The sequence below is a fragment of the Streptomyces celluloflavus genome (genome assembly GCA_000720995.1).
Taxonomy (GTDB): Bacteria; Actinomycetota; Actinomycetes; order Streptomycetales; family Streptomycetaceae; genus Streptomyces; species Streptomyces celluloflavus.
Map to the genome: position 1 here is coordinate 11,715 of JOEL01000012.1, position 16,468 is coordinate 28,182.

Below are 16,468 nucleotides of genomic sequence, written 5' to 3' on the forward strand. Positions count from 1 at the left end.
CACCGTCACAGGAAGTACAGCCGGGAGAGCGAGACGGTGTCGGCGGGTGCGGAGCGCATCGGGTCGCCGTCGAGGGTGACCAGACCGCTGCCCCCGTCGACCTGGACCTGCCCGATCCGGGAGTTGTGGACGAGGTCGGCGGGGCCGATGCCGCGGGTGCCGCGGACGGCGACCCGGCGGCGGCGCGTCGGCAGGCCGTCGCCGCCCTGTTCGGCCGCGGCGCGCGCGACGAAGGCGACGGAGAGCTCCGCGGGGGCCGCGCCGTACGCCCCGAACTGCGGGCCGAGCACCAGGGGTTCGCAGGTGTCGGTGGCGGCGTTCGGATCGCCGGTCACGCCGTACGCCGGGAAGCCGGACTTCAGCACCAGCTGCGGTTTGGCGCCGAAGAACTCCGGCCGCCACAGCACGATGTCGGCCATCTTGCCGACCTCGATCGAACCGATCTCGTGGGACAGGCCGTGCGCGATGGCGGGGTTGATGGTGAGTTTGGCGACGTAGCGCAGTACCCGCGCGTTGTCGTCGTGCGCGCCGTCCCCCGCCAGCGGACCCAGCTCCGCCTTCATCTTCCCGGCCATCGCGAAGGTGCGCCGCACCGTCTCGCCCGCCCGGCCCATCCCCTGCGCGTCGGACGAGGTGATGCCGATCGCCCCGAGGTCGTGCAGCACGTCCTCGGCGCCCATCGTCCCGGCCCGGATGCGGTCGCGGGCCATCGCGGCGTCGCCCGGCAGGTCGGTCTTCAGATCGTGGACGGAGACGATCATGCCGTAGTGCTCGGCGACCGCGTCCCGCCCGAAGGGGAGGGTGGGGTTGGTGGAGGAGCCGATGACGTTGCGGACCCCGGCCATCTTGAGGACGTTGGGGACGTGTCCGCCGCCGCAGCCCTCGATGTGGAAGGCGTGGACGGTCCGGCCGTCCAGCACCCGCAGGGTGTCCTCGACGGAGAGGGATTCGTTCAGCCCGTCGCTGTGCAGGGCGACCTGGACGTCGTGTTCCTCGGCGACCCGCAGGGCGGTGTCCAGTGCGCGGGCGTGCGCGCCCATGTCCTCGTGCACCTTGAAGCCGCAGGCGCCGCCCTCGGCCAGCGCCTCGACCAGCGGCGCGTCCCCGGAGGAGGAGCCGCGGCCGAGGAAGCCGATGTTGACCGGCCAGGCGTCGAAGGCGCTGAAGGCGTGGCCGAGCGCCCAGGGGGAGTTGACGCCGACGCCCCACACCGGGCCGAACTCCTGGCCGATGACGGTGGTCACGCCGGAGGCGAGCGAGGCTTCCATGACGCGCGGCGAGAGCAGGTGGACATGGGTGTCGACGGCACCCGCGGTGGCGATCAGGCCCTCGCCCGAGACGATCGTCGTCCCGGTGCCGACGACGACATCGACGCCGTCGAGGGTGTCGGGGTTACCGGCCCGGCCGATGGCGTGGATCCGGCCCTCGCGGATGCCGACGGACACCTTGCGGATGCCCTGGACGGCGTCGATGACCAGGACGTTGCTGATCACGATGTCGCAGGTGTCGCGGACCGCGGCGGCCTTGAGGTGCAGCCCGTCGCGGGCGGTCTTGCCGAAACCGGCCAGGAACTCGTCGCCGTGCCGCTGCGCGTCGGACTCGACGCGGACGACCAGCCCCGAGTCGCCGAGGACGACCCGGTCGCCGGCGCGCGGCCCGTGGACCGACGCGTACTCGTGGGGATCGATACCGCTCATGCCCGCTCCTCCGCTCCCAGATAGCCGCAGGCGGCCGCCCGCCGCAGCGCCTCCGCCTTCGCGCCCGGCGCGTCCAGCGGGCCGTCGACGAGACCGGCGAAGCCGATCGCCACCCGCGCACCGCCGATCGGCACCAGGCCGACCTCCACCGTGCCGCCGGGATCGAACCGCACCGAGGAGCCGGCCGGTACGCACAGCCGCATGCCGTACGCGGCGCCGCGGTCGAAGTCCAGCCGCGGGTTGGCCTCGAAGAAGTGGAAGTGGGAGGTGACGCTGACCGGGACGGTCGCGGTGTTGCGCACGCTCAGCAGGAGCGCGGGCTCGGCCTCGGGACCGGCCGGCCCCGGGAGCACGGCACCGGGCGCGGGCCGCCCGGCCGCGTCGCCGTCGTCCGGCGCCGCGCCGTGGCGGATCGGGTCGCCGACCACCGCGAGCCGGGAGCCGTCGTCGAAGACCGCCTCCACCTGCACCTCGGTGACGATGTCGGCGACGCCGGGCAGTACGTCGTCCGGGCCCAGCACCCCGCGGGCCGCCGCGATGGCCTCGGCGAGCCGCCGCCCGTCACGCGCCGCCTCGCAGACGGTGTCCGCGATCAGCGCGGTCGCCTCGGGCACGTTGAGCCGCAGTCCGCGGGCCCGGCGCGCCCGCGCCAGCTCGGCGGCGCCGAACAGCAGCAGCCGGTCGCGTTCCGTCGGGGTCAGCCGCATTCGCCACACCTCCACGATCGATTTGAGCGTCACTCTAACTCGACACCCGGCCGTGGACGAGGGGGAAGGGGGATTGATCTGCGCCACAGGGAGATAAAAGGAGTCGCCCGGGAGAGAGGTGATTGAGCGCCGCTCTATGACTACCCTCTCCGAGGATGCCGGGCGGGTACAGCCGCCCCCGGTCGCACCCCGCCAACGCAAAGGGCCGTCCGGTGCGCACCAGGTGCGCGCCGGACGGCCCCAGGTGAGGCCACGGGCCTCGGGGGATACCGCGAAACCGGGTCCTAGCCCAGCGGGTGCATCCACCCGTGGGTGTCACTGCCGGCGCCGGTCTGGATGTCCAGCAGCGCCTTGCGGAGCTTCATGGTGACCTCGCCCGGCTGCCCGTCGCCGACCGTCCAGTCGGCGCGGGTGGACTTCACCGAGCCGACCGGCGTGATGACCGCGGCGGTGCCGCAGGCGAACACCTCGGTCAGCGAGCCGTCCTCGGCCGCGGCCTTCCAGTCCTCGACCGAGATCCGGCCCTCGGCGACCTCGTAGCCCAGGTCGGCGGCGATGGTCAGCAGCGAGTCACGGGTGATACCGGGCAGCAGCGAACCGGTCAGCTCGGGGGTGACGACGCGGTTGCCGTACACGAAGTACAGGTTCATCCCGCCCATCTCCTCGATCCAGCGGCGCTCGATCGCGTCCAGCCAGACCACCTGGTCGCAGCCGCGCTCGGCGGCCTGGGCCTGGGCGACCAGGGACGCGGCGTAGTTGCCGCCGGTCTTGGCCGCGCCGGTGCCGCCGGGGGTGGCCCGGACGTACTCCTCCGACAGCCACACCGAGACCGGCTTCACCCCGCCGGGGAAGTACGCGCCGGCCGGCGAGGCGATGACGATGAAGAGGTACTCGTTGGCCGGCTTGACGCCCAGGCCGACCTCGGTGGCGAACATGAAGGGGCGCAGGTAGAGCGACTCCTCGCCACTGGCCGGCACCCACGCCTTGTCCTGCGTGACCAGCGCGTCGCAGGCCGCGATGAAGGTCTCGACGGGCAGCTCGGGCATCCCCAGGCGCCGCGCGGAGTACTGGAAACGGCGGGCGTTGGCGTCCGGCCGGAAGGTGGCGACGGTGCCGTCGGGCTGGCGGTACGCCTTCAGCCCCTCGAAGATCGTCTGCGCGTAGTGCAGCGTCATGTTCGCCGGGTCGATGGAGAGCGGCGCGTACGGCACGAGCTGGGCGTCGTGCCAGCCCCGGCCCTCGGTCCACTTGACCGTCACCATGTGGTCGGTGAAGTGGCGGCCGAAACCGGGGCGGGCCAGGATCTGCTCCCGCTCCGCGTCGGACAGCGGGTGCGAGGAGGGCTTGAGCTCGATCGTGGGCGTCGTCATGAATGCGTGTCCTTCACTGCGTCTTCCGGTACCGCGGGTCACCGGCCCAGCCCTCCGGCCGGGGGTCCGGGGCTCGTCCCCCGGAGGTGCGGCACCGGTGCGGTCATGGCGGCCGCGCTCACGACGCCCGGACATTCCGGGTGCTACCGGGACGTCCAGGTCGGCTCGCGGGCGGCGACCCCACGTTCGATTATCGCTCGTGGCTCTTCGCGCCCGGAACCGTGTGCGCGGCCCGGATCCGATGGTCGCACCCCGCCGGGCGGCGGCACGGCCGGGAACCAGCGGGGAAACAGCCGGGAAGACGGCCACAGCGCCGGGACCGTGACCGGCCCGGCGCTGTGTGTGCTGTACGTGCTGGGTGTGCTGTACGTACTGCGCGCGCGGTGCCTGCCGGCCGCCGGCGGCGTCGCGCCGCGGGGCTCAGTCCGCCACGCGGGCGGCGAGCGCGTCGCCGATCTCGTCCGTGCTGCGGACCGCGTCGCCCCGCTCGGTCAGATCGGCCGCGACGGCCTCCTCGATGCGGACGGCCTGCGCCTCGAAGCCGAGGTGGCGCAGGAGCAGCGAGACGGAGAGGACCGTCGCCGTCGGGTCGGCCTTGCCGGTGCCCGCGATGTCCGGCGCCGAGCCGTGCACCGGCTCGAACATCGAGGGGAACTCACCGGTCGGGTTGATGTTCCCGGAGGCGGCGAGGCCGATGCCGCCGGTGACGGCCGCGGCGAGGTCAGTGAGGATGTCGCCGAAGAGGTTGTCGGTGACGATCACGTCGAACCGCTCGGGCTGGGTGACGAAGAAGATCGTCGCGGCGTCGACGTGCAGATAGTCGGTGGTGACCTCGGGGTACTCCTGGCCGACCCGGTCGAAGATGTTCTTCCACAGGTGGCCGGCGTACACCAGGACGTTGTTCTTGTGGACCAGCGTCAGCTTCTTGCGGGGGCGGGCGTTGGCCCGCTCGTACGCGTCCCGTACCACCCGCTCCACACCGTAGGCGGTGTTGACGCTGACCTCGGTGGCCACCTCGGCGGGGGTGCCGGTGCGCAGGCTGCCGCCGTTGCCGGTGTACGGGCCCTCGGTGCCCTCGCGGACGACGATGAAGTCGATCTCGGGGCGGCCGGCGAGCGGGGTGGCCGTGTTCGGGAAGAGCTTCGACGGACGCAGGTTGACGTAGTGGTCGAAGGCGAAGCGGAGCTTGAGCAGCAGATTGCGCTCCAGCACACCGGACGGCACGGAGGGGTCGCCGATCGCGCCGAGCAGGATGGCGTCGTGCTGCTTGAGCGCGGCCAGCTCCGCGTCCGGCAGCGTGTCGCCGGTCGCGTGCCAGCGCTTGGCACCGAGGTCGTATTCCTTGGTTTCCAGCTTGACGTCCTGCGGGAGGACCGCGGTCAGGACCTTGAGGCCCTGTGCCACGACTTCCTGGCCGATACCGTCACCGGGGATCACTGCGAGGCGAATGCTGCGAGACATGGTGGGACCCTACGCTTCGTCCCATTTTTTGACACGCCGCGTCCGGCATACGGACAGATGACCCTCCGGTCAACTACCGTTCACCCGCACGCCCCACCGTGGCCCCCTCACCCTGCGAGATTCGGCAACATGACTGAAAACCCCCGGGGGGACGGCCCCCTGCCTTCGCACACCCCCCGTGTCGGTATCCCGGAGCGGCTCGCCGCCCGGATGACCATGCCCGAGCAGCACGAGTACCTCCGCACCAAGCTCACCCGCCGCGGTCTGCTGCGCAGCTCGGCCGCCACCGCGGGAGTCGTCGCGGGCACCGGTCTGCTGGCCGGTACGGCACAGGCCGCCGCCCCCGCCGCCCCCACGCTGCTGACCTCGCACGCCGCGACCGCCGTGGACGGCGCGCTGGTCGCCCCCTTCGGCCGGCACCTGGCCTTCGGCGCCGACCCCAGGACCCAGATGCGCGTCGCCTGGCAGGTGCCGCTCGCGGTCCGGCGGCCGTATCTGCGGGTGGGCCTCAAGCCGTGGGACCTGGGGCGCAAGATCCAGGCGGAGGTGCGCGATCTGCACACCCCCTCGCTCTCCGCGAAGCTGCCGGCCGTGCAGCAGTACTACCTGCACGCCGCGCTGGACGGGCTGCGGCCGGGCACCACCTACTACTACGGCGTCGGGCACGACGGTTTCGACCCGGCCGACCCCCGGCACTTCTCGACCGTCGGCACCTTCCGTACCGCTCCGGCGCGCGCCGAGAAGTTCGTCTTCACCGCCTTCGGCGACCAGGGCGTCAGCTACCACGCGCTCGCCAACGACCAGCTGATCCTGGGCCAGAACCCCTCCTTCCACCTGCACGCGGGCGACATCTGCTACGCGGACCCGGACGGCCAGGGCTCCGAGCACGACACCTATGACGCGCGGGTGTGGGACCAGTTCCTGGCCCAGACCGAGTCGGTGGCCAAGTCCGTGCCGTGGATGGTGACGACCGGCAACCACGACATGGAAGCCTGGTACTCCCCCCACGGCTACGGCGGCCAGTCGGCCCGCTGGACGCTGCCGGGCAACGGCCCGGACGCCCGCAACGCCCCCGGCGTCTACTCCTTCACCTACGGCAATGTCGCGGTCGTCGCCCTGGACGCCAACGACGTCTCGTACGAGATCCCCGCCAACCAGGGCTACACCGGCGGCAGGCAGACCCGCTGGCTGGACCGCAGGCTGGCCGAGCTGCGGGCCGCCCGCGGTATCGACTTCATCGTGGTCTTCTTCCACCACTGCGCGTTCTCCACCACGAGTTCGCACGCCTCGGAGGGCGGGGTGCGCGACGCATGGCTGCCGCTGTTCGAGAAGCACCAGGTGGACCTGGTCGTCAACGGCCACAACCACGTCTACGAGCGGACCGACGCCCTCAAGGGCGGCCGGGTGAGCAAGCGGATGCCGGTCGGCGAGAGCGTCGACTCCTCGCGCGAGGGCATCGTGTACGTCACCGCGGGCGGCGCGGGCAAGTCGCTGTACAGCTTCCCGGTGCCGGACAGCTACGAGGGCCATGTCAAGGACCTCGACCACGTCGACACCTACCACTGGGCCAAGGGCAAGGTGAAGGAGAAGGAGACGGTGGAGTGGTCCCGGGTGCGTTACACCGGCTACTCGTTCCTCGCCGTCGAGGTCGAGCCGGGGCACCGTCCGCGGATGAAGGTCACCGCGCTCGCCGAATCCGGCGAGCGCATCGACCACTTCGAGGTCACCCGCGGGCGCGGTCACTAGCCGCGCGCACGGCCGGAGGGTGTCACCGCACCCTCCGGCCCGCCGGATGTCAGGCGAGGGCGGTGGCCAGAACGGTGGCGGCGCGGGCGATCAGCAGATCGTCCGCCTCGGCGTCGGCGTCGGGCCGGGTGGTCAGGACGGACAGCACGATCGGCCCCTGGCCGGGCGGCCAGGCGATGCCCACGTCGTTGGCGGTGCCGTAGCTGCCGGTGCCGGTCTTGTCGGCGACGCGCCAGTTGCCGGGCAGGCCGGCGCGCAGCCGTTTGTCACCGGTCGTGTTGGCCAGCAGCCACCCGGTCAGCAGCTTCCGGTCCGCCGCCGCCAGCGCGTTCCCCAGGGCGAGGCGCGCATAGGTCTTGCCGATGGCGCGGGGGCTGGTGGTGTCGGTCACCCGCCCCGGTTCCGCCGAGTTCAGCTCCGGCTCCCACCGGTCGAGCCGGGTCACGGGGTCCTTGATGGACCGGCAGAAACGGGTGACGGCCGTCGGTCCGCCGAGTTCGGCCAGCAGCAGATTGACCGCGGTGTTGTCGCTGTACGAGATGGCCGCGCCGCACAGGTCCGCGACGCTCATCCCCTGGGCGAGGTTCTCGGGCCGCCCGGTGACGGGGGCGCCGCCGGACCGCTCGATGTCCCGCTCCGTGTAGTGAATGATCTTCGACAGGAACGTCCCGTCGTGGTCGAGGTCCCGCAGGACGGCCCCGACGGCGGGCGTCTTGGACGTCGAGCACATCGGGAAGCGCTCGTCCCCCCGGTGGCTGACGCTCGCGCCCGTCACCGTGTTCCAGCCGAACACGCCCAGCCGGGCGCCGTGCTCCCGCTCCAGGTCCCGCAACTGCCGCGCCGCGTCGTCCCGCGGCTGCCGCGCCGCCGCCTCCCGCGGCTCGGAAGCGCACGCGGTGGACGCCATCATGGGCACGGCGGCCAGCGCCACCCCGAGACCGCCGGCGAGCACTCCACGGCGCGACGGGCGCGCCTCCCTGATCGATGTCACGGTCTTCTGCCTCCTCGTGTCGGACACACTTCCTCCACACGACGATCTCCGGCAGTCCACCGGTTGCACCTCCGGGCCCTCACACCCCACTCGGCACCCCGGCATCGGACACCACCACTCGCCACAGGCCGGCTCCCACGGCCCGGCCCCGGCTCCCCCGGCGCCTGCCGGCCCTGCCACCGGCCTCGATCGCGCCGCCCGACGCGGCGTCAGCCGTTCGGAAGGATCACGGCCCGGCCGTTGATCTTCCCGGCGTGCAGCCGCTCGTACGCCAGCGGCGCGTCATCGATGGTGTACGTCTCGACATGCACCTCCAGCGCCCCGGTCCGGGCCAGCGCCAGCACCTCGGCGAGCTCGGACCGGCTGCCCCAGTACGGCGCGGAGACCGAGACCTCGTACGCCGGCGAGCCGAAGCCGACGGGCAGCCGGCCGCCACCGAGGCCGACGATGGTGACATCCGCCTCGACGGCGGCCACCGCACCGGCCGTGGCGACGGTCGGCGGGGCGCCCACGAAGTCCAGGACCAGCTGTGCGCCGGTGCCGCCGGTCAGCTCCCGGACCGCGGCGGCCGCCCGCTCGTCCGAGAGCACCACTTCATGGGCGCCGACCTCGCGGGCCAGCGCCAGCTTCTCCTCCGTCACGTCCAGGGCGATGACGCGGACCGCGGTCATGGCGCGCAGCAACTGGATCGCCACATGCCCGAGACCGCCGGTCCCGATGACGACCACGGCCGCACCGGGCACCAGCTTGGGCAGCGAGCGCTTGATGGCGTGATACGGCGTCAGCCCGGCATCGGTCAGCGGCACCGCCGCGACCGGGTCGAGCCCGCCGAGCGGCACCAGATGCCGGGGGTCGTCGACGACCAGATACTCGGCCATCGCCCCGGGGGCGCCGAGGCCGGGCGGGAAGATGCCCAGCTCGGCGGCGCGCAGACAGTAGTTCTCCTTGCCGTCGGCGCACTTGGGGCAGGCGCCGCAGCCCCACGGACCGTAGACCGCGACCGCGTCGCCGACCGCGAGACCGGTCACCCCGGCGCCGAGCGCGGCGACCGTGCCGACGCCCTCGTGACCGAGGGTGAGCGGCAGCGGGAAGCGGAGCGCCTCGGCGGGCATGTCCATCACCGCGATATCGGAGTGGCACACCCCGGCCGCGGTCACCTTCAACAGCACCTGCCCGGGGCCCGCTTCGGGGTCGGGGACGGTGACGACCTGCGGTGCTCCGCCGATCTCGCGGTACTGGACTGCCTTCATCTCGCTGCACTTCCCTCACTCGTGCCCCGCGCTCACCGCAGGGGCCCGTCCGGCTCACCCCCGTATATACATGCACGGCACAGCCATCGCGTCCCGTCGAGACGGCCGCCTCTATGGGACACGGTGTGGAGAGTCGTACTCGCGGGCGCGGGGGTGTCTCCCTGCGCCCCGGGTGTGCGGCGGCCGCGCCCGGCCGCCCCGGTCAGTGCCCGGTGGAGCCGCCGTTGTCGCGGCGGTCGAGCGCCCGCTGGAGGGCGGCCGCGGCGTTCCTGCGGTCGGCTTCGCCGGTCTGCCGGGCGGAGTGACGGGTCCTGCGGACGGTGGCGGTCTCAGCCATGATGCACGTCTCCAATGCCAAAGCCCCGAGATGAGGGATGCGTCGTTCCGCGGCGCATCCAGGAACGGCCGGAAGGGGCGGGGGCCTTGGCGCGACAGGGATCACCTGCGCTCACGCACCGGGCCGCATCCGCCGTCGCTCGATGGAGCGATACGTTCGGCTCCTACAACGCTAGGCCAGCCCCGCCGTGATGTCTGCACAATTACTTGGGCTTCCTACTATCTGAGACGGACACCACGCCCCACCCCTCCCCCGGCCCACCCTCCCCACCGACCAGCAGCTTCCCGACCGGCCGGCCCCGCCCGTCAACAGCCGGCGCCCGTGGTCGTACGACCTTGTGAACCCGGGCGGTTCCGCGGGCCATATGGGTGACGCCGCCGTAGCTTGACGGCATCGCTTGTGCCACCAGGCCGAGTCCGCCCAAACTTGAGGAGGAGGTGCTGCGCCATGACCGCTCTCGCCCATGAGGCGCCCGAGATGCCCGAGACCTCGCCCGAACCACATCTGGACGAGGTCCTGTGGCAGGCGTGGAAAGCAATGGAACTCCCCGAGGGCTTCCACGCCGAGATCGTCGAGGGGTTCATCGAGGTGTCACCCACTGGTCGCTACGCGCACGGTCAGGTCGCCAACCGGCTCCGCCGCGCCCTGGACGCCTTCCTGCACGACGGTGAATACGCCGCCTATCAGGACATCAACATCGTGGACGGCCGCCAGGTCTGGATTCCCGACGTCTTCCTCGCGGCTGAGGAGGGAGAGGACCAGGTCACCGAGGACGGCATCGGCATCAAGGCGTCCGCCGTGGCACTGATCGCGGAAGTCGTCTCCCCCGGTCACGACAACACCCAGCGCGACCGCATCCGCAAACGCCGTGCCTACGCCCGCGCCGGTATCCCCGTCTACGTCCTCATCGACGACCACGACGGCCACGGCACCGTGACCGTGCTCACCTCCCCGGACCCCGGCGAAGCGGCCTACGCCGCCGAGATCCGGGTGCCGTACGGCACGGAGATCACCCTCCCCGAGGGCCCCGCGAAGGGCTTCACGATCACCAAGTCCCTCACCGGCCCGCCCCGCCCCGCCGCACCCCGCCGCTGACCCCGCCCCTCCGCACCACCGCCTGTGTTTGGCTGCCCGCCGAGGCGGGCCCGGAGGCCGTCACGGCGCGGGTTCCTGCGCTGCCCGGCTTCGCCCACACGCACGACAAACCGCCCCCAGTCGGTGAGCCAGGGGCGGTCCGTGTGGTGCGGGCGGCGGGCGGCGGCCCGTCCGCGGGGGGGCGGTCAGCCCATGTGCGGGTAGCGGTAGTCCGTCGGCGGGACCAGCGTCTCCTTGATGGAGCGGGTGGAGGTCCAGCGCATCAGGTTCTGCTTGGCACCGGCCTTGTCGTTGGTGCCGGAGGCGCGGCCGCCGCCGAAGGGCTGCTGGCCGACGACGGCGCCGGTGGGCTTGTCGTTGATGTAGAAGTTGCCCGCCGCGAAGCGCAGCTTCTCGGCCGTCGCGGCGGCCGCGGCGCGGTCCTGGGCGATGACGCAGCCGGTCAGGCCGTAGGCCGACGCCGACTCCATCTGCTCCAGCATCGCGTCGTACTCGGCATCCTCGTAGACGTACACACCCAGGATCGGGCCGAAGTACTCGTCCTTGAAGATCTCGTTCTCCGGGTCGGTGGAGACCAGGACCGTCGGGCGGACGAAGAAGCCCTCGCTGTCGTCGTACGTGCCGCCGGCCACCACCTCGACGGTCGGGTCGGCCTTGGCGCGCTCGATGGCCGCCTTGTTCTTGGCGAAGGAGCGGTCGTCGATGACGGCGGACATGAAGTTCGTCAGGTCGGCCGGGTCGCCCATGGTCAGCCCGTCGACCTCGGCCGCGAACTCCTCCTTGAACCCGGAGTTCCACAGCGACGCCGGGACGTAGGCGCGCGAGGCGGCGGAGCACTTCTGGCCCTGGAACTCGAAGGCGCCACGGGTCATGGCGGTCTTCAGCACGGCGCGGTCGGCCGTGGGGTGGGCGACGATGAAGTCCTTGCCGCCGGTCTCGCCGACCAGCCGCGGGTAGGTCTTGTACTTCTCGATGTTGGTGCCGACCGTCTTCCACAGGTACTGGAAGGTCTTGGTCGAACCGGTGAAGTGGATGCCCGCCAGCTCGGGGTGGTTCAGGGCCACCTCGGAGACGTCCTTGCCGTCGCCGGTGACGAGGTTGATGACGCCCTTGGGCAGCCCGGCCTCCTCCAGCAGCTGCATCAGCAGCACGGCGGCCAGCGTCTGGGTCGGGGACGGCTTCCAGACGACGACATTGCCCATCAGCGCGGGCGCGGTCGGCAGGTTGCCGGCGATGGCGGTGAAGTTGAAGGGCGTGATCGCGTAGACGAAGCCTTCGAGGGGCCGGTGGTCCGAGCGGTTCCACACACCGGGCGAGTTCACCGGGGGCTGCTCGGCCAGGATCTGGCGCGCGAAGTGCACATTGAAGCGCCAGAAGTCGACGAGTTCGCAGGGGGTGTCGATCTCGGCCTGCTGCACGGTCTTGGACTGGCCGAGCATGGTGGCGGCGGCCAGGGTCTCGCGCCAGGGGCCGGAGAGCAGGTCGGCGGCCTTGAGGATGATCGCGGCACGGTCGTCGAAGGACATCGCGCGCCAGGCCGGGGCGGCGGCCAGCGCGGCGTCCACCGCGTCCTGGGCGTCCTGGACCGTGGCGTTGCCGTAGGTGCCGAGCTTGGCGGCGTGGCGGTGGGGCTGCACGACGTCGAAGCGCTCGCCGCCGCCCAGCCGCCGCTCGCCGCCGATGGTCATCGGCAGGTCGATCGGGTTGTCGGCCAGCTCCTTGAGCTTGGCCTCCAGGCGGGTGCGCTCCGGCGAGCCCGGTGCGTAGGTGTGGACCGGCTCGTTAACCGGCACGGGGACCTGGGTCACAGCGTCCATGGTGGCCGTGTCTCCTTCAATCGTCGGTTGTCGTACGTGGTGAAGCGGCGGCCGCGGCCGCGGGTGGTGGGCGGGCGCGGAGGGTGCCGTCCGGGCATCATCCCGGGCTTCCAGCATCCACCCGCGCCGGCCGCCGTGGGGCCGGCGGCCCGTGCGCCCCGGGCCGTCAGCCCCGGCCGGCCAGCGACCGCAGGAAGAACCCCAGGTTGGCGGGGCGCTCGGCGAGGCGCCGCATGAAGTATCCGTACCAGTCGGTGCCGTACGGGATGTACACGCGCATCCGGTGGCCCTCGGTGACCAGCCGCTCCTGCTCGGCCTCGCGGATGCCGTACAGCATCTGGAATTCGAACTCGGCCGGTTTACGGCCGTAGCGGTGCGCGAGCTCCTGGCCGATGGCGACCATCCGCGGGTCGTGCGACCCGATCATGGGGTAGCCCTTCCCGGCCATCAGGATCTTCAGGCAGCGGACATACGCCTTGTCGACCTCCCGCTTGTCCTGGAAGGCGACGGTCGCGGGCTCCTTGTACGCGCCCTTGACCAGCCGGACCCGGGAGCCCTCACCGGCGAGCGTGTGGCAGTCGTCCTCGGTGCGGAAGAGATAGGACTGCACCACGGCGCCCGTCTGGGGAAAGCGCGTGCGCAGCTCGGCGAGGATGGCGAGGGTGGAGTCGGCCGTGGTGTGGTCCTCCATGTCGAGGGTCACCGTCGTACCGGCCTCGGCGGCGGCCTCGACCACCGGCGTGACGTTCTTCAGCGCCAGCTCGTGGCCGCCGGACAGCGCCTGCCCGAAGGCGGAGAGCTTGACCGACATCTCGGCCCTGGCGCCGAGCCGCTGCTCCTTGAGGGCCTCGGCCAGCTGGAGGTAGGCGTCGCGGTTGCGCAGCGCCTCGGCCGGATCGGTGATGTCCTCGCCGAGGTGGTCGAGGGTGACCTCCATACCGCGCGCGGCCAGCGACCGCACCGCCGCCATGGACTCGTCCAGCCGCTCACCGGCGATGAAACGGTCCACCACGGGACGGGTGACCGGAGCGGACGCGACGACACGGCGGATGCTGTCGCTGCGCGCTGCGGCGAGGAGCACGGGACCCAGCATGGGGGCACCTCCACGATTCAGGATGACAAATGCCGGGCGGGCGCCGGATGGGCGGGCGCGGCGGCAAGATGAGCCACCTGAAACTTAAGGATCGCGCCATCTTCCGGCCATCGACAGCTGCCACACCTTCGTGGCCGGGATCTCAGACACTTGTATGAGAATGGTGAAGGAAGGCGTTACGGAAGTAACGCGAGCGACCACGGTCCACGGCCGTGGTGGCAGTGGCGACGGAAGAGGGGCCGGGCGACGGATGCGGGGCGACTACCAGCAGCTCGTGGACGAGATCTCGGCGGCGCTCGGGGCACCGGCGACCCTGGAGGACCGCGACTTCGGGCTGATCGCGTTCGGCGCGCACGAGGGCGACGACGACGAGGTCATGGACCCGGTCCGCACCCGGTCGATCCTCCAGCGCCGGTCCTCGGCGGCGGTACGGGCCTGGTTCGAGGCGTTCGGCATCGCCCGCGCCAAGGCGGCGCTGCGCATCCCCCCGGACCCGGCGGCAGGCGTCTTCCGAGGCCGGATCTGCCTGCCCGTACGCCACCGCGGGATCGCGCACGGCTATGTCTGGCTGCTGGACGACGGGCATCTGACCGACCTCGCGCTGGGCGGCCACGGCGAACCGCCCGACCCCCGGATAGCGCAGGCGATGGAGACCGCCGACCGGATCGGCGCACTGCTGGCGGACGAGGCCCGCGCCGGATCCGAACTGGGCGATCTGCTGCGGGAGTTGCTGCTCTGCGGGCCCGCGGACCGGCCGGCCGCGGCGGCCGCGCTGCGGGTCGCGCTGCGGGAGACCCTGCGCTTCACACCGGGCGGCCCGCTCACCCTCGTCGCGGTGCTGCCCTGGGACACCACGGACGCCGACGCGGTGCCGCTGCCGAGCCTGCCCGGACTCCTCGCGGCCTGTGCGCTGCCCGGTGGCGGCGGCCCGCCCGACGGCGCTGCGGCACCCGGCCCTGCCACCGCCGCCCGGGACGGCGGCGCGCCCCTGCCGCCCGTCCGCCCGCATCCCGCACCGCCCGCGCCCCCGTCCCTGGCCGCCCTCGTCCGGCTCCGCTCGGCCGGTTCGCTCGGCCCCGCGCACACGGCGGCCGAGCACCTGCTGCGCTCCCCCCGGGCGGGTGCCGGTCCGTCCGTCACGGGCGGCGGCGCGGGGCGGCCGCCGCGGGCGCCGCACGGCCCGGCCCACGCCGCCGGACCGGTCGCCACCGCCGGAATAGGCACCGGGACAAGAGAGTTGACGGAGCTGCCGGCCGCCTGGCACGAGGCGCTGGACGCAGCCCGCGCGGCCCGCGCCGAACCCCGCCTCGGCCGGATCGCCCAGTGGGACACCATCGGCGCCTACCGCCTGCTCACCACCCTGCCGGACACCGGCACCGACCCGGCCGTCCGCCCCCTGCTGGCCCCCGCCCACGCCGAACTGGTCCGTACCGCCGAGGCGTTCCTCGACTGCGCCGGCCAGGCGAGCCGTACCGCCCAGGTCCTGGGCATCCACCGCCAGACGCTCTACTACCGGCTCGGCCGGGTGGAGAAACTGACCGGCCTCGACCTCGACGAGGGCGAGGACCGGCTGCTCCTGCACATGGCGCTGAAGGCGGCGCGGCTGTGAGAGGGGGCAGCCGGCCGGGACGCCGCACGCCCCTCGGCGGCCTCATCTGCGCTTACCCGGGCTTACCCGCACTCTTACCGCACCGTCACCGGCGCCGCTCCGGCCCCGGTCCCTTCCGGTCGCCCTTGAATCCCCGGCCGTCGTCGAACTCCAGCTCCTCCTTGCGGACTTCGGCGTCGACCTGCCGCTGCTCGGTGACCCGCTCGGTCTCCAGCCGCACCCGCTCGACGGGCACGGTCCGCTTGCTGACCACCGCCCGCTCCTCGTGCAGGACGACCTCGACCTGGCCGTCGCCGATCCGCGGGGCGGTCCGGCCCAGTGCGCGCTCGTCGTCGGTGATCTTCTCCCGGACCAGGCGCACCTCCTCGTGGCTCACCGGGACCGTCCGGTGCACGTCCTCGGTGACCACGTGCTTGCGCAGATGGGCCCGGCCGCTGACGCGCTCCTCGGTGGCGATCTGCAACTGCTCCTCGGAGAGGAGGATCTCGGGGATCTGCTCCTTGGTACGCGCGGTGTCCTCCTCGTCCCGGCCGCGGGACATGGCCATCGCACCGGCTCCGGCGCCCGCCGGCTGCCGCTCCGCGCGGGTCCTGGGCTCCGGGCGGCCGCCCGTCGCCTGCTGCCGGCCGGCGTCCGGCATCCGGGTCTGCCGCGCGGTGTCGCCCGTCGGGCGGCCCGCCGCAGCGGCCGCGGCGGTACCGGCCGCAGCGGTGCCCGCGGCCCTGCCGGAGCCCGCCGTACCGGTCGTCATCCGGGTCGCGGCACCCGGACGGGTCAGCCCGTAGTGACGGTAGAGCTCGTCCTCCTCCAGCGGTTCGAGATGGCCGTCGGCGTCGATCCGCGGAGCATCCTTGATCGTTTCCTTGGTGTGCGGCACATGCAGTTCGCCGCCCTGCTGCCGGGCCCCGGCGAGCGGCACGAACGTCTCCTTCATTCCGAACAGCCCGGTACGTACGGTGATCCACTCGGGGGCGTTGGTGGCATCGTCCCGGTAGACCTGCTGGACCACGCCCACCTTGGCGCCCGCCGCGTCGACCACGGTCAACCCGGTCAGAGCCTGAGGGTTGTCACCCAGGGGTGCATTCATGGCGTCTCGTCTCCTTCCGCACGCGCCGGCAGGGGCACGCGCACTTCCCATTGCGCGTCGCGAACACCCGCGCTGCGAGTCGGGGAGACCAGGCGTACCGGGCCGCGGCGGCACCGGGACCGTGGTGAGCGGCCCCGCGCCTTCGGCACCCGATACTCCATTCGGGTGAATAGTTGACACATCAGGCATAGCCGGCGCACCCGGGGCA

General features: G+C 72.4%; 13 protein-coding genes. 3 read left to right on the top strand and 10 right to left on the bottom strand.

Annotation, left to right across the window (positions count from 1 at the left end; translation table 11 throughout):
• Positions 1-5: 5 nt before the first annotated feature.
• From IH09_RS12680 to IH09_RS12695, 4 genes are all read right to left on the bottom strand, one after another.
• The gene (locus tag IH09_RS12680; RefSeq protein WP_052856300.1) at positions 6-1,697 is read right to left on the bottom strand and encodes an urease subunit alpha; all 1,692 of its coding nucleotides are present in this window, start codon (positions 1,695-1,697) and stop codon (positions 6-8) included.
• A complete protein-coding gene (ureA, locus tag IH09_RS12685) occupies positions 1,694-2,404 on the bottom strand; it encodes an urease subunit gamma (RefSeq protein ID WP_052856301.1) in 711 nt (236 codons plus the stop codon). Before ureA ends, IH09_RS12680 begins: the two co-directional genes overlap by 4 nt.
• A 284-nt stretch (positions 2,405-2,688) precedes the next feature.
• Entirely contained in the window at positions 2,689-3,774 is a 1,086-nt protein-coding gene (locus IH09_RS12690; RefSeq protein ID WP_052856302.1) for a branched-chain amino acid aminotransferase, read from the bottom strand.
• Between the two features lie 420 nt (positions 3,775-4,194).
• Positions 4,195-5,235: a 3-isopropylmalate dehydrogenase gene (locus IH09_RS12695; protein WP_052856303.1), complete on the bottom strand. Its 1,041-nt coding sequence runs from the start codon at positions 5,233-5,235 to the stop codon at positions 4,195-4,197.
• A gap of 129 nt (positions 5,236-5,364) precedes the next feature.
• On the opposite strand from IH09_RS12695, the gene IH09_RS12700 reads away from it, so the two are divergent.
• Positions 5,365-6,981, top strand: a complete 1,617-nt coding sequence (locus tag IH09_RS12700; RefSeq protein ID WP_190233274.1) for a purple acid phosphatase family protein — start codon at positions 5,365-5,367, stop codon at positions 6,979-6,981.
• A 49-nt stretch (positions 6,982-7,030) separates the two neighbouring features.
• Here the strand turns inward: IH09_RS12700 and bla are convergent, their stop codons facing one another.
• The 3 genes from bla to IH09_RS39830 all read right to left on the bottom strand — a co-directional run bounded on the left by bla (position 7,031) and on the right by IH09_RS39830 (position 9,559).
• Positions 7,031-7,972 (bottom strand): class A beta-lactamase, encoded by a 942-nt coding sequence (gene bla / locus IH09_RS12705; RefSeq protein WP_244933909.1) that lies wholly within the window; start codon positions 7,970-7,972, stop codon positions 7,031-7,033.
• Positions 7,973-8,181: 209 nt separating this feature from the next.
• On the bottom strand, positions 8,182-9,222 hold the full coding sequence (locus IH09_RS12710; protein WP_052856305.1) for an NAD(P)-dependent alcohol dehydrogenase: 1,041 nt from the start codon (positions 9,220-9,222) through the stop codon (positions 8,182-8,184).
• Positions 9,223-9,424: 202 nt separating this feature from the next.
• A complete protein-coding gene (locus IH09_RS39830) occupies positions 9,425-9,559 on the bottom strand; it encodes a hypothetical protein (protein ID WP_094793169.1) in 135 nt (44 codons plus the stop codon).
• A gap of 447 nt (positions 9,560-10,006) precedes the next feature.
• Here IH09_RS39830 and IH09_RS12715 point away from each other — a divergent pair, with 447 nt between their 5' ends.
• Positions 10,007-10,654, top strand: coding sequence for a Uma2 family endonuclease (locus IH09_RS12715; protein ID WP_052856306.1), 648 nt, complete (start codon positions 10,007-10,009; stop codon positions 10,652-10,654).
• Positions 10,655-10,839: 185 nt separating this feature from the next.
• Here the strand turns inward: IH09_RS12715 and pruA are convergent, their stop codons facing one another.
• Positions 10,840-12,471 (bottom strand): L-glutamate gamma-semialdehyde dehydrogenase, encoded by a 1,632-nt coding sequence (gene pruA, locus IH09_RS12720; RefSeq protein WP_052856307.1) that lies wholly within the window; start codon positions 12,469-12,471, stop codon positions 10,840-10,842.
• A 166-nt stretch (positions 12,472-12,637) separates the two neighbouring features.
• Complete coding sequence (locus IH09_RS12725; RefSeq protein WP_052856308.1) at positions 12,638-13,564, bottom strand: proline dehydrogenase family protein; 927 nt, start codon at positions 13,562-13,564, stop codon at positions 12,638-12,640.
• Positions 13,565-13,814: 250 nt separating this feature from the next.
• On the opposite strand from IH09_RS12725, the gene IH09_RS12730 reads away from it, so the two are divergent.
• Complete coding sequence (locus IH09_RS12730) at positions 13,815-15,173, top strand: PucR family transcriptional regulator (protein WP_052856309.1); 1,359 nt, start codon at positions 13,815-13,817, stop codon at positions 15,171-15,173.
• 85 nt (positions 15,174-15,258) lie between these two features.
• On the opposite strand, the gene IH09_RS12735 is transcribed toward IH09_RS12730, so the two are convergent.
• Positions 15,259-16,260: a PRC and DUF2382 domain-containing protein gene (locus IH09_RS12735; protein ID WP_052856310.1), complete on the bottom strand. Its 1,002-nt coding sequence runs from the start codon at positions 16,258-16,260 to the stop codon at positions 15,259-15,261.
• Between the last annotated feature and the right edge of the window lie 208 nt (positions 16,261-16,468).